This window comes from Yimella sp. NH-Cas1 (assembly GCF_022359705.1).
Taxonomy (GTDB): Bacteria; Actinomycetota; Actinomycetes; order Actinomycetales; family Dermatophilaceae; genus Yimella; species Yimella lutea.
Genome location: NZ_JAKSGG010000003.1, coordinates 1,642,945 through 1,655,335 on the forward strand (window position 1 = coordinate 1,642,945; position 12,391 = coordinate 1,655,335).

At 67.4% G+C, this 12,391-nt stretch carries 15 protein-coding genes; 6 read left to right on the plus strand and 9 right to left on the minus strand.

Annotated elements, in window-relative coordinates; translation table 11 throughout:
• Window positions 1-228 precede the first annotated feature (228 nt).
• Together MF407_RS08245 and MF407_RS08250 are read left to right on the plus strand one after the other, a co-directional pair.
• Window positions 229-432: a hypothetical protein gene (locus tag MF407_RS08245; protein WP_129624003.1), complete on the plus strand. Its 204-nt coding sequence runs from the start codon at window positions 229-231 to the stop codon at window positions 430-432.
• Between the two features lie 98 nt (window positions 433-530).
• Window positions 531-1,013, plus strand: coding sequence for a DUF456 domain-containing protein (locus MF407_RS08250; protein WP_239701993.1), 483 nt, complete (start codon window positions 531-533; stop codon window positions 1,011-1,013).
• A 16-nt stretch (window positions 1,014-1,029) separates the two neighbouring features.
• Here MF407_RS08250 and MF407_RS08255 read toward each other — a convergent pair whose 3' ends face one another.
• The 3 genes from MF407_RS08255 to metF all read right to left on the minus strand — a co-directional run bounded on the left by MF407_RS08255 (window position 1,030) and on the right by metF (window position 3,037).
• A complete protein-coding gene (locus MF407_RS08255; protein WP_129624005.1) occupies window positions 1,030-1,467 on the minus strand; it encodes a DUF3040 domain-containing protein in 438 nt (145 codons plus the stop codon).
• A 130-nt stretch (window positions 1,468-1,597) separates the two neighbouring features.
• Entirely contained in the window at window positions 1,598-2,044 is a 447-nt protein-coding gene (locus MF407_RS08260) for an SAV_6107 family HEPN domain-containing protein (RefSeq protein ID WP_129624006.1), read from the minus strand.
• Between the two features lie 99 nt (window positions 2,045-2,143).
• A complete protein-coding gene (gene metF / locus MF407_RS08265; RefSeq protein ID WP_239701995.1) occupies window positions 2,144-3,037 on the minus strand; it encodes a methylenetetrahydrofolate reductase [NAD(P)H] in 894 nt (297 codons plus the stop codon).
• Window positions 3,038-3,126: 89 nt separating this feature from the next.
• Here metF and MF407_RS08270 point away from each other — a divergent pair, with 89 nt between their 5' ends.
• Window positions 3,127-4,209, plus strand: coding sequence for a polyprenyl synthetase family protein (locus MF407_RS08270; RefSeq protein WP_239701996.1), 1,083 nt, complete (start codon window positions 3,127-3,129; stop codon window positions 4,207-4,209).
• Window positions 4,210-4,233: 24 nt separating this feature from the next.
• Here MF407_RS08270 and MF407_RS08275 read toward each other — a convergent pair whose 3' ends face one another.
• Window positions 4,234-4,593: an Rv2175c family DNA-binding protein gene (locus MF407_RS08275; protein WP_239701997.1), complete on the minus strand. Its 360-nt coding sequence runs from the start codon at window positions 4,591-4,593 to the stop codon at window positions 4,234-4,236.
• A 122-nt stretch (window positions 4,594-4,715) separates the two neighbouring features.
• Here MF407_RS08275 and pknB point away from each other — a divergent pair, with 122 nt between their 5' ends.
• Window positions 4,716-6,680: a Stk1 family PASTA domain-containing Ser/Thr kinase gene (gene pknB, locus MF407_RS08280; RefSeq protein ID WP_239701998.1), complete on the plus strand. Its 1,965-nt coding sequence runs from the start codon at window positions 4,716-4,718 to the stop codon at window positions 6,678-6,680.
• 63 nt (window positions 6,681-6,743) lie between these two features.
• Here the strand turns inward: pknB and MF407_RS08285 are convergent, their stop codons facing one another.
• A complete protein-coding gene (locus MF407_RS08285) occupies window positions 6,744-8,072 on the minus strand; it encodes a 3-deoxy-7-phosphoheptulonate synthase class II (RefSeq protein ID WP_239702882.1) in 1,329 nt (442 codons plus the stop codon).
• Window positions 8,073-8,168: 96 nt separating this feature from the next.
• Complete coding sequence (locus MF407_RS08290; RefSeq protein WP_129624150.1) at window positions 8,169-9,077, minus strand: lysophospholipid acyltransferase family protein; 909 nt, start codon at window positions 9,075-9,077, stop codon at window positions 8,169-8,171.
• Window positions 9,078-9,156: 79 nt separating this feature from the next.
• Between MF407_RS08290 and MF407_RS08295 the strand changes: the two genes are divergently transcribed.
• Both MF407_RS08295 and MF407_RS08300 read left to right on the plus strand, forming a co-directional pair.
• On the plus strand, window positions 9,157-9,906 hold the full coding sequence (locus tag MF407_RS08295; protein WP_129624009.1) for an alpha/beta fold hydrolase: 750 nt from the start codon (window positions 9,157-9,159) through the stop codon (window positions 9,904-9,906).
• Window positions 9,903-10,346: a hypothetical protein gene (locus tag MF407_RS08300; protein WP_239701999.1), complete on the plus strand. Its 444-nt coding sequence runs from the start codon at window positions 9,903-9,905 to the stop codon at window positions 10,344-10,346. The genes MF407_RS08295 and MF407_RS08300 overlap by 4 nt, the downstream gene beginning before the upstream one ends.
• Before the next feature lie 3 nt (window positions 10,347-10,349).
• Here MF407_RS08300 and MF407_RS08305 read toward each other — a convergent pair whose 3' ends face one another.
• Genes MF407_RS08305 through MF407_RS15855 form a run of 3 tightly spaced genes read right to left on the minus strand, consistent with a single transcriptional unit; the run spans window position 10,350 to window position 12,366 of the window.
• Window positions 10,350-11,042, minus strand: coding sequence for an endonuclease/exonuclease/phosphatase family protein (locus MF407_RS08305; protein WP_239702000.1), 693 nt, complete (start codon window positions 11,040-11,042; stop codon window positions 10,350-10,352).
• Complete coding sequence (locus MF407_RS08310; RefSeq protein WP_239702001.1) at window positions 11,039-12,037, minus strand: ROK family glucokinase; 999 nt, start codon at window positions 12,035-12,037, stop codon at window positions 11,039-11,041. Before MF407_RS08310 ends, MF407_RS08305 begins: the two co-directional genes overlap by 4 nt.
• Window positions 12,034-12,366: an ROK family protein gene (locus MF407_RS15855; protein ID WP_345770845.1), complete on the minus strand. Its 333-nt coding sequence runs from the start codon at window positions 12,364-12,366 to the stop codon at window positions 12,034-12,036. Before MF407_RS15855 ends, MF407_RS08310 begins: the two co-directional genes overlap by 4 nt.
• Between the last annotated feature and the right edge of the window lie 25 nt (window positions 12,367-12,391).

A 12,391-nucleotide genomic window follows, 5' to 3' on the forward strand; every position in this document is an offset into this window, starting at 1 on the left:
CCGGGAGGCTGGCCGACCGAGGCTGGTGACAGTTCTGGTCACAGATCGGATATGGCACACGCCACACCGGTGAAGAACCCCTCCGGGAACACACGGAGGTGCTTGGATGTTGTCTCATCGGAACGGCGCACACCGTTGCAACCGCGAGGGGGCATCGACCGTCGTGACGAACGACCTCCTCGAGAGGAAACTGACGGCGTCTCGGCGCCCGACGAAAGGATGGACCCAATGGCCACTGCACTCGCACCTACGCTGACCGCCGCTGACCGCTGTGACCGATGCGGCGCTCAGGCATTTATCCGGGCCCGTCTTGCCGGCGACATGGAGCTGCTGTTCTGCGCCCACCACGGACGCAGCCACTTGGACAAGCTTCAGGACGTCGCCGAAGAAGTCATCGACGAGACCGACCGCCTGCACGCTGCTCAGGACTGACAGCGCGACAGACACCCCACCGGCATGCCGGTGAGAACGAATCGCCCGCACCGTTCTCGGTGCGGGCGATTCGCTTGTCCGGGCGATAGGTTCATCGCGTGGAACCCGTGACTCTTCTGGCCGGCGCACTCATCCTCATCGGCATCCTCGGCCTCATCGTGCCGGTCCTGCCCGGCCTGCTCGTGGTCGAGGCCGGTGTCCTGCTGTGGGCCTGGGACAACGGATCGACGACCGCCTGGGTGATCTTCGGGATCAGTGTCGTGATCGCGCTGATCGGCTGGTTCCTGCAGTACCAGATCCCGAACAGGTCGCTGCGCCAGGCAGGCGTCCCCGGGCGGTCCCGCCTCGCGGGCATCGTGCTGGCCACGATCGGCTTCTTCGTGATCCCCTATGTGGGGCTCTTCCTCGGTTTCATCGCCGGCGTATACCTCGCCGAGCAGGTACGCCTGCGCAATCCCTCGGCAGCGTGGACCTCGACCAAGATGGCCTTGAAAGCGGTGCTGTCCAGCATCGGAATCGAACTCGCGGCAGCGGTCACCGTGTCATTGCTGTGGGTGGGCGGGCTACTTCTCACTCGCTGAGAAGCCGACCGACGAGTCACCACTGCTCGCGACGACGCTTCTCCCAGCGCGCCTCGAGCCGCTGCATGAATGAACCGGAGGATCGCTGCTTGCCCGGGCGACTCACGCCGCGACCTCGCCCACCACGTGGACGGTGCCCGCGGGGTTCAGCCGGACGAACAGTGCCGTCGTCCTGCACGGTGCCGAGGTTCGCGGCCGAACCAGAGCCGTTGAAGGCCCATGCCGCGACAGCCACCATCACCACGAAGCCCACGACGCCGAGCCAGATGAGGTTGTTCATCACCCCGACGACGGCGACCGCGAGGCCCATCATCATCCCGAACGCGGCGATCATCAGGCGTCCGCGTCGCGGGCTGGTGACCGCACGCATCTGGGAGGCGAACTTCGGGTCCTCTTCGGACAACGCGCGTTCCATCTGCTCGAGCATGCGTTGCTCGTGCTCCGACAGCGGCACGGTCGACCTCCCAGCAGAAATGTTCCGGATGCACGTCGAGCATCGACGTGTACTTCTGAGGATAAGTCGCCGGCGGGCCGCATGGTAGGCCGGGCAGCAGAACTCGTCACTTTGAATTTCCGGCCGCGACTCACCGCGCCATCGACGGAGCCACCGCGGCGTCGAGCCCGGCGCCCAGAACGGACGCCATCGGCAGACCCAGACAGCGAAGCACGAGCCCGAGGAAGGTCTCACCGGCGCGAATCAGATCGTCGGCTTCGCGCACGGTGGGCCGCTGTGCTCCCCGATCGAAGATCTGCCCCCGGCGCCCGGTGTCGGTGAAGTAGGTCGCCCACTCGGCGAGCTCGGGAGCGACGGTCGGGACGACCTCCCACACCGACCGAGGACCCGACCTGGCGTTGCGCCGGCTCCGCGCGGCCAGCAACGCAGCCGCTGCGCGCAAGGCGGCCAGCTGTGCGCAGCGGTACCGCTCGATGACGTCCTGTTGATGACAGGCCTCGAGCAGGCAACCGCGGGAGCGATCGATGAGATCGAGGACCCCGGTGGCGAGCGGGGTCGGGCTGGTGACGGTGGACATGGCGCCTCCTGCGAAGGGGTGGACCGAACGAGTTGTTCGAACTCATGTTCGAACGCTCATACAGTAGGTTCCCCCACCGACAACCCGTCGCGCAAGCGTTCAGCCGACCAGGTTGCGGTGCACTTCCAGCGTCGCGGTCGACCGGTTCATCGTGATGAAGTGAAGACCGGGCGCACCTTCGGCCAGCATGCGCTGCGCGTGCTCCGTGCAGATCTGGATGCCGACCTCCCGGACGGCCGACTTGTCGTCCTTCACCGCCTCGATGCGCTCGACGACCTCCGCGGCCAACGGCTGACCGTTGAGTTCGGTCATCCGTTGCAGCTGGCCGTAGGCAGTCACCGGCATCAGTCCGGGAACGATCGGAATCGATCGCCCGGATGCGGCGACCAGGTCGCGCAGGCGCAGGTAGGCGTCGACGTCGGTGACCATCTGGGTGATCGCGAAGGACGCACCCGCCTGCGCCTTGCGGATCAGAACCTGAGCGTCGTCCTCGAGCGACCCCGACTCCGGGTGCTTGTCGGGAAATGCGGCCACTCCGACGGTGAACTCGCCGAGCTCTCGAATCAGACCGACCAGTTGGTCGGCGTGGTCGAGACCCTCCGGGTGGGGGGTCCACGGCGTGCCCAGCCCACCAGCGGGGTCGCCGCGCAGGGCGAGGATGTTGCGGATGCCCGCACCCGCGTACTGGCCGACGATCTGACGCAGCTCGGTCGTCGAGGAACCGACACAGGTCAGGTGCGCCATCGTGGTGAGTGTCGTCTCGTGCTCGATCCGGCTGGTGACGCGTACCGTCCGGTCACGGGTCGAGCCCCCTGCGCCGTAGGTGACGGAGACGAACGAGGGTCGGATCCGCTCGACGCGCCGGATGGAATCCCACAGGATCGCTTCACTCGCGTCGTCCTTCGGCGGGAAGAACTCGAAACTGAACGCCGTGTCGGGCGCGTGGAGCAGGTCTGGAATGCTTGGGTGCGGACGAGCGCTCGCAGCGGGCATGTGGGCGACCTTAGCGGTTACCCGGCCCTCGACCCGTCAGTGACCGACTCGTGAGTAACCCCCGATGAAGCCCGCCGAGAGGACCCCGTGTGAACCAGCCCCTTCCCCTCGAGGAGTTGCGCGCCCAGGTTCAGACCGTCCTTGATCGCGCACACGCCCACCACACCGCCGAGCTCGCGCCGATCGGCCCGGAGATGGACGCCCTGATCGCGCCGATCAACGCGCTGCTGCGTGGCGGGAAGCGACTACGTGCCGCGTTCTGCTACTGGGGTTACCGTGCCGCCGGCGGACGACACGACGACGCGATCGTGCAGGTGGCGACCGCCATGGAGGTCTTCCAGGCAGCGGCGTTGCTGCACGACGATGTGATGGATCGCAGCGACACCCGTCGCGGTATGCCCACCGCACATCGCACGCTCGCGGCGTTGCACCGGGAGCACGGCTGGGACGGTGAATCGGACCGATTCGGCGAAGCCGCCGCGATTCTCGCCGGCGATCTGTGCCTGAACTGGACCGACGAGTTGTACAGCACCAGTGGGCTGCCGGCCGACGAACTGGCTCGAGGTCGCGTCGTGTTCGACCGGATGCGGACTCAGCTCATGGGCGGCCAGTACCTCGACGTCCTGGAATCGGTGCGCCCGTGGGAGTCGGCCTCGACGCAGGACCGCATCGAACGGGCCCGACTCGTGATCCGTTACAAGAGTGCCAAGTACACCGTCGAACAGCCTCTGCTCATCGGCGCGACCGCGTTCGGCGTCGACGCCGACACCGAGTCGGCGCTGTCCGAGTACGGCCTCGCACTCGGCGAAGCGTTCCAACTGCGCGATGACCTGCTCGGTGTCTACGGCGACCCGGAAGCCACCGGCAAGCCCGCCGGTGACGACCTGCGCGAGGGCAAGCGCACCGTGTTGATCGCCCTGGCGCTCGACAACAGTTCCGCCGGGGAGGTCAGCTTGTTCAACGAATCCTTCGGACACGACGATCTCGACGACGACGGAATCGGTCGACTGCGGGACTGGATCACCACGTCCGGCGCGGTCGAGCGGGTCGAGCAGATGATCACCGACCTGAGCCGTGAAGCCGGCTCGGCACTCGACCGGGCCGACCTCGATCCGGAGGGCGAGCAGATGTTGCGCGAATTGATCGGCATCGCCGTCGCGCGCGCAGCCTGACCGTTCAGCCCGGGAGGGCGTGCCTCACCAGGCCAGTTCGCTGGCCCGTTTGCGCACTTCTGCCTTGCGGCCGAGCTGCAACATCGTGATGGGTGAACCGACCACCGGCAGGGTCTCGTCCGGGGTGAACAACCAGCGCAGCGCCTCGTCGGCGGTGAGATGCGCATCGCGCAGCACCGTGATCGTGCCCATTAGCGCCGGCAGCAGTTCGCCGTCCTTGACGAAGGCGGCCGGTACCGCCAGCGCCTCGTTGGAGCCGATGCGTGCAGCGAGCAACTCACCGTCATCGATCATCCGGCGGACGGTGCGGTGCGGCAGGCCGAGAGCATCGGCGACTTCGGGCACGGACAGCCAGGAGCCGACCAGGGTTTCCACATCGTTCACGGCACCAGCTTGGCATGTCGTGCGTCGGATCGATGCGGCGCCGGGTCTCGTCGTGACGGGCAGAGCCATACACGCAGCCCAACCTCCCCGGCCCTGATGCGGAAGGAACTTAGAATTTGCGGGTGAGTCCAGCCAGTGAAGCCTCGATCGTGGGACGAGTGATCGACGGTCGATACCGCGTCACCCGGCACCTCGCCGACGGCGGGATGGGCTCGGTCTTCGTGGCGATCGACGAGCGCCTCGAGCGTGACGTCGCGTTGAAGGTGATGCGTGCGGACCTCGCGCGCGACGACGCGTTCGTCGCGCGGTTCCGACGCGAGGCGCGCTCGGCGGCCCGCCTGGGGCACCCCAACGTCGTCGCCGTGACCGACCAGGGCTCGGACGGGCAGTACGCGTTCCTGGCGATGGAGTTGGTGCTGGGTGACACGCTGCGCCAGCTGATCCGGCGGCGCGGACCGCTACCGGTCGACGAGGCCCTCGGCCTGATGGACCCGATCCTCGACGGCCTCGCCGCCGCGCACCGTGCCGGCCTGGTACATCGTGACGTGAAGCCGGAGAACGTCCTGATCAGCCAGACCGGCCAGGTGAAGGTCACCGACTTCGGACTGGCACGTGCGGTCACCACGAGCACACTCACGGGCGACAGCGACATCCTGCTCGGCACCGCCTCCTACCTGTCCCCCGAGCAGGTGGAGCACGGATCGGCCGACGCGCGTTCGGACGTCTACTCCGCCGGTCTGTTGCTCTTCGAGATCCTCACCGGCGAGAAGGCGTTCCCGGGCGACTCGCCGATCCACGTCGCGTACCAGCACGTGCACGGCACGATGCCGCGCGCGTCGGACGCCGTCTGCGGTATCCCGGACACTGTGGACGACCTCATCGCCCAGGCCACCGCCAAGGATCCGGACGATCGCCCGGCCACTGCCGCCGACCTGCTGGTCGCGCTCCGGACGGTGCGACGCGGGCTCGAGTCCGGACACACCGATCACACCGATCACACCGATCACACCGATCACACCGATCACGGCGACCGGCGCACCCGTGCGCTCCCCTCGGACGCCGAGACCACCGAGACCACCGATGCACAGGTCGACCACGAGCCGGTGGACGCCGGCAGGTCGCACACCACTGCCATCCACAGCAAGACCAATCCGCTCGACACCCGCGGCTATCAGCCGGGCGAGGACTCCCGGCGTCCTCGACGCCGTCTCCTGCTGGTCGTCCTGTTCCTGGTGGCGTTGCTGCTGCTCGGCGCAGCCGCCGCCTGGGCCTTTACGTCCGGCCCGTTGGGGTCGACAAAGGTGCCGACGGTGAACGGGTTGGCCCAGGGCTCGGCGGTCGAACGGATCAGCAAGGCTGATCTCAAGGCACGCGTCCGACAGACCTTCAGCGAGAGCGTCGCACAGGGCAGGGTCATCAGGGCCGAACCGGGCGCCGGGTCTGAGCAGCGCAAGAACTCCACCGTCACCCTCACCGTCTCCAAGGGGCCCGAGCGGTTCAGTGCCCCGAAACTTGCGGGGTCGAAGCAGGCTGCAGCGCGGGCGGCGATCACGAAGGCGCAGTTGGGCGTGGGCACCGTGACGCAGGCCTTCCACGAGAGCGTCCCGACCGGCTCGGTCATTTCGTCCACCCCGGCACCCGGCACCGCGCTCAAGAAGGGTGCCAAGGTCAATTTCGTCGTGAGCAAGGGCAAGCAGCCGGTGCCGGTCCCGAACGTTGCCGGTCGACCTCGAGTTGAGGCTGAAGGTTCGTTGACCCGTCTTGGGTTGAAGGTGGCCTACGGCACGGAGGAGTTCTCGGAAAACGTCGCCAAGGGTTCGGTCATCCGCAGTACTCCCGCCAGCGGCGCGAACCTGTACAAGGGCGACTCGGTGGAACTGATCGTCTCCAAGGGGCCGGAGATGGTCCAGGTCCCCAGAGTTATCGACATGAAGAGCGGCGCCGCCAAGACTCTCCTGGAGTCACAGGGATTCACCGTCAAACTCGACCGGTTCTTCGGCGGGCTCTTCGACACCGTCCGGGATCAAAGCCTGCGCCCCGGCACCTCGGTGAAGAAGGGCAGCACGATCACCCTGTCGATCGTCTGACGCGTCAGCCGCAACAGAAAGGGACCGGTTCACTGTGAACCGGCCCCTTTCTGTTGCTGATCGTCAGCGGCTGCGCTGCGCGAGCATCTCGGCGACCAGGAAGGACAACTCCAGGCTCTGTTGGTGGTTGAGTCGCGGGTCGCAAGCGGTCTCGTACCGCTTCTCCAGGTCGGCGTCCAGAATCTGTTCCGAACCGCCGAGGCACTCGGTCACGTCGTTGCCGGTGAGCTCGACGTGCACGCCACCGGGGATCGTGCCGAGCGCGGCGTGCACCTCGAAGAAGCCTCGCACCTCATCGACGATCTGGTCGAACTCACGCGTCTTGTAGCCACTGGGCGACTCGAAGGTGTTGCCGTGCATCGGGTCGCAGACCCAGACGACCTGGGCACCCGACTCGGTCACCCGCCGAACCAGGTTCGGCAACTTCTCGCGGACGACACCGGCGCCCATCCGGGTGATGAACGTCAGGCGGCCGGGAGTGCGCTGCGGGTCGAGACGGTCGATCATCCGCAGCACGTCGTCGGGGTCGGCGTTCGGGCCGAGCTTGACGCCGATCGGGTTGTGGATGCGGGACACGAAGTCGATGTGTGCGCCGTCGAGGTCGCGGGTGCGCTCGCCCACCCAGACGAAGTGGCCCGAGACCGCGTACGGGTTGCCGGTCCGCGAGTCGATCCGCGTCAACGGCTGTTCGTAATCGAGCAGCAACGCCTCGTGGCTGGCGAAGAACTCCACGGTGCGGGCGTTCATCGCATCGAAGTCGGCGCCGCACGCCTTCATGAACTTCATCGCACGGTCGATGTCGCGGGCCGTCGACTCGTAGCGGGCGTACGCCGAGTTGGCGATGAACCCGCGGTTCCACTCGTGCACGTGACGCAGGTCGGCGAAACCACCGGTGGTGAAGGCTCGCACCAGGTTCAGCGTCGAGGCACTGGTGTGGTAGGCGCGCAGCAGTCGCTGCGGGTCGGGGGTGCGGGATTCCTCGGTGAACGCGAAGTCGTTGACCATGTCGCCGCGGTACGCCGGGAGGGTGACGTCACCCCGGGTCTCGGTGTCCTTGCTGCGCGGCTTGGCGTACTGGCCGGCGATGCGACCGAGCTTCACGACCGGGGTGCTCGCGCCATAGGTGAGGACTGCGGCCATCTGCAGGATCGTCTTGATGCGGTCGCGGATGTTCGCTGCGGTCGCCGCGGAGAACATCTCGGCGCAGTCGCCTCCCTGCAACACGAAGGCCTCACCTTTCGCGGCCGCGGCAAGGCGATCGCGCAGCACGTCGCACTCCCCCGCAAACACCAGCGGCGGCAGCGAAGCCAGCTCGGAGCGCACATACTCGACGGCCTGACGGTCGGGCCAGGTGGGCTGCTGCATGGCAGGCAGCTGCGGCCACTCGGGCATCTCGTTCAGGGCGTCGGGGTTCAGTGCGGTGGTACTCACCCGGCAAGCCTACGCGCCGCTCACCACGTCCGAATCAGGTGCCCGATGCGCGGGACGTCAGCTCTGCGAAGGGGTGTGAGCGGCGTCACCGTCGGCGTCGTGGACAGTGCCAGCAACCGTGTCGGCGTCGGTCTCGAGGTCGATCGCGAGACCGCCCTCGGATGCCTCCGGCGAGGTCTCGTCCTTCGCGCCGGCGTCCTCGCCGGAACGTCGGGACACCTTGTTGCCGATGGCCTGGGCGGCACCGCTGCCGACGGCGACGGCCGCGCCGCCGATCTCCTTGGCCTTGGCCGCGATCCGGTCCTTGACCGTGGACGCGTACACGTCGACGTACTCCTGGCCGGACAACAGCATCAGCTCGTACATCACCTCATCGGTGATGCTGCGCAGCACGAACCGGTCGTCCTGCATGCCTTCGTAGCGCGAGAAGTCCATCGGCTTGCCGATGCGGATGCCGATCCTCATGATCTTCGGGATCTTCTTACCGGTCGGCTGCGCTTTGTCCGTGTCGATCATCGCGACCGGGATGACCGGGCACTTGGCCTCCAGAGCAAGCCGAGCGACGCCGGTCTTGCCCTTGTAGAGACGCCCATCGGGGCTGCGGGTCCCCTCGGGGTAGATGCCGAACAGTTCGCCCCGGCGTAGCACGTTGAGGCCGGACTGCAACGCCCCGCTCGACGCGGATCCGCCGGCGCGGTCGATCGGTATCTGCCCGACCCCACGGAAGAAGGCGGCCGTGAGGCGGCCCTTGATACCGGTGCCGGTGAAGTAGTCGGCCTTGGCGACGAAGGTCATCCGGCGCGGCACGACCAGCGGGAGGAAGAAGGAGTCGGAGAACGACAGGTGGTTGCTGGCGAAGATCGCCGGCCCCTTATCGGGGATGTTCTTCTCACCGTCGACCCAGGGTCGGAACAGCAGATTGAGAATAGGACCGATCAGGACCCGCTTCAAGAACCAGTACAGCACCGCGCCTCCAAGAATTGCTTCGGCCTGAACCATAACGCCCACCGCCACCACCTCGCAGGCATGCGTAAAGATGGACGTCATGCAGATCCGCGAGGGTGCCACCCCGATCGTCCACGACGGCTCCCGCACCGGCGTCCTGGTCTGCCACGGATTCACCGGCTCGCCGGCCGCGGTGCGCCCGTTGGTCGAGCATCTGGTCGACGAGGGGTTCAGCGTTCGCGCTCCCCGACTCCCCGGGCACGGCACCACGTGGCAGGACCTCGACGGCACGACCTGGACCGACTGGTACGCCGAACTCGAGGGCGCGTACGCCGAACTCACGGAACGATGCGACACCGTGGTCGCGTGTGGCCTCTCGATGGGCGCAACGCTGAGCACCCTTCTGGTGCAACGGAACCCGGAGATCGCCGGACTCGTGGTGATCAACCCGGTCATGCGCACCAAGAACCTGAAGTTCCGCCTCATCCCGGTTGCCCGACGGCTGCGCTCGACGGTCTCCGGAATCGGCGGCGACATCAAGAAGGACGGCGTCTCGCACGACGCCTACGAGCGGATGCCGCTGCGTCCGCTGCACACCCAGGCGCAGCTGTGGCACCGCGTGACCCGCGACCTGCCGCAGATCACGCAGCCGGTGTTGGTGCTGCGTTCTCGGGTGGATCACATCGTGCCTCCGGCGAGTGCGCAGCTGTTTCTCTCCCGGATCTCGAGCACCGACGTCACCGATGTCGTGCTCGAGAACAGCTACCACGTCGCAACCCTCGACAACGACGCTCCGCGCATTCATGAAGCGGTCACCGACTTCACCCGACGAGTTGCAGGAAACGCATGAGCGACGAGCGCCCCGACGAGCACCCGCACTCCGACGAGGAGGTCGACCGACGGTTCGAGGAGATGATGACCGACTGGGACGGCCCAGCCGCCGAACCGATCGACCTCGAAGATCCGGAGCCGTCCGCACCCGCGGCGTTCACCGTCCCGACGCAGTGGCGCGCCGGCACCGGCCCCGGTTTCGTCGAGGAGCACGAGGAGGACTTCCACCCTCCCGCTCCCCCGCCACTGCCCAAGGACGAAGGTTTCTGGGCAACGATCGCCTGCCTGGTCGGCGGGCCGCTCTGGCTGCTCTACCTGTTCTTCTTCGACCGCTACGCCGCCGCACTCTGGTGGGTCGCGGCGGTGCTCATCACGATCGCCGGAATCGTGCTGATGGTGGTTCGTCAACCCGCCAATCGGGACGAGGACGACCCCTTCGACGACGGCGCCAGGCTGTAGTCCTTACAGGGCGAGCGAACTCAGGTCGAAGTCGACATAGAGCGGCAGGTGGTCTGTCGCGCGGGCGAGCTTCGCCGGATCGAGGGAGAACACCGGGCGGCTGTGCGGCAGGGACGCAGAGGCGAAGATCGCGTCGATCCGCTTGACCGGAGCTTTCGAGGGGAAAGTGAACTCGTCCAGCGTCGCCTCGTGCAGCGTCTCGCCGAACATCTTCCAGACGTCGTGCCCGGGGGTCTCGTTGAGATCGCCGCCGATGATCGCCGGAATGACGTCAGGTTGCAGCACGCTCATCACAGCCGCCGCCTGCGGTTTGCGCTCGTCCGAACGCAGCGACATGTGCAGGCTCGCGACGTGCAGCGGCGAGTGTCCGGGCAGGCTGATCGTCGCCAGCGCATACCCGCGCGGCTCGTCGCCCTTGCGGACCTCCAGGTTGCGGTGGACGCTGTCGTGCACGTGCACCCGCAGGCTGGTCAGCAACGTGGTGCTCATCCAGCCGCGCTTACCGTTCGCCCAGGTCATTTCGATGTCGGCCGCGAACCGCGCGATCCGGTGCCCGGAGAGCGGATGCCGGGGAGCCTCCTGCACCAGCAGCACATCCGGCTCCATCAGCCGGATGATCTCCTTCAACGCGTCCGTGTCGTCCTTGAAAGCGCGGACGTTGTACGACACCACCCGCAGGGTGTGCGCTGCCCTCATGCGTCCAGTACCTCCGTGCGTGCCAGGTCGGCGGCGCCGACCAGACCGGCTTCATTGCTGAGTTCGGCTTTCACGATGCGCGCCTCGGGCCGGTAGCCACGGCCGGACAGGTGCCTGCGGAAGGATGCGCGGGCCGGGTCGAGCAGCATCGGACCGGCCGCGCTGACGCCTCCACCGATCACGAAGGCTCCCGGGTCGAACGCGTTGGCCAGATTCGCCAGACCCACTCCCAGCCAGGTACCGATCTCGGCCAGGAGTTCCTGGGCAGTCGGGTCGCCGCCTTGCGCGGCCTCGGTGATCATCGGGCCGGTCAGTCTCGAGGCGTCGCCATCGACCATGGCGGCCATGTCGGCGGCCATCGGCGAGTTCGCTGCGATCATCGAACGGGCTTCTCGCACAAGCGCATTCCCGCTCGCGTACTGCTCCCAGCAGCCACGGTTACCGCATTCACACCGGTGTCCGTCGGGGACGACCTGCATGTGGCCGAACTCCCCCGCGATGCCGAACCGGCCACGCTGCATCTGACCGTCGGTGAGAATCGCTCCGCCGATGCCGGTGCCCAGGTTGACCATCACGACATGGGACACATCGCGCACCGCTCCGAAGCGCCACTCGGCCCAGCAGGACGCGTTCGCGTCGTTGTCGACGAAGACCGGCAGGTCGATCCGTTGCCGCAACGCCTCACGCAGCGGCTCGTGCCGCCAGGACAGGTGCGGTGCGAACACGACCGTGGCCCGGTCCGAGGAGACGAAGCCCGCGGCGCCGATGCCGATCGCGACCGGGCGGCGCTCGGTGTGTCGTAGGAGTTCCTGGACCGCGTCGACGATGACGTCCTCGACGACGTGCGGCGCGGTCGAACGATGCGGGGTGTCCCGACGAGTCCGGGCAACGACGGTGCCGTCGGAGTCGACGATGCCGCCGGCGACCTTCGTGCCCCCGATGTCGATCCCGATCGCGAGTTCGTCGCTCCGGCCGGGCTTCACGTTCGCGCTCACGCCTTCGCCGGCCGCACCAGGGCCGCTGCGCCGACCATGCCGGCGTCATTGCCGAGCTGGGCGATCTCGAAGGTGGCGGTCGGCCGGTGACCGCGGCCGGTCAACTGGCGGCCGAATCCCTCACGGATGGGTCCGAGAAGCAGGTCGCCGGCATCGGCCACACCGCCACCGATGACAAACCGAGCCGGGTCGAGCACCGAGGTCAACGAGGCGGCGCCTTCACCGATCCATCGGCCGATGTCGGCCAGCAGCTCGACGGCGGCCGGATCCCCTGCTTGTGCCGCCTCGGTGACGTGTTTGCCCTCGAGTTGTCCGGCGTCCCCCCGCACTTGTCGGCGAGGCCGCCGGCGTACG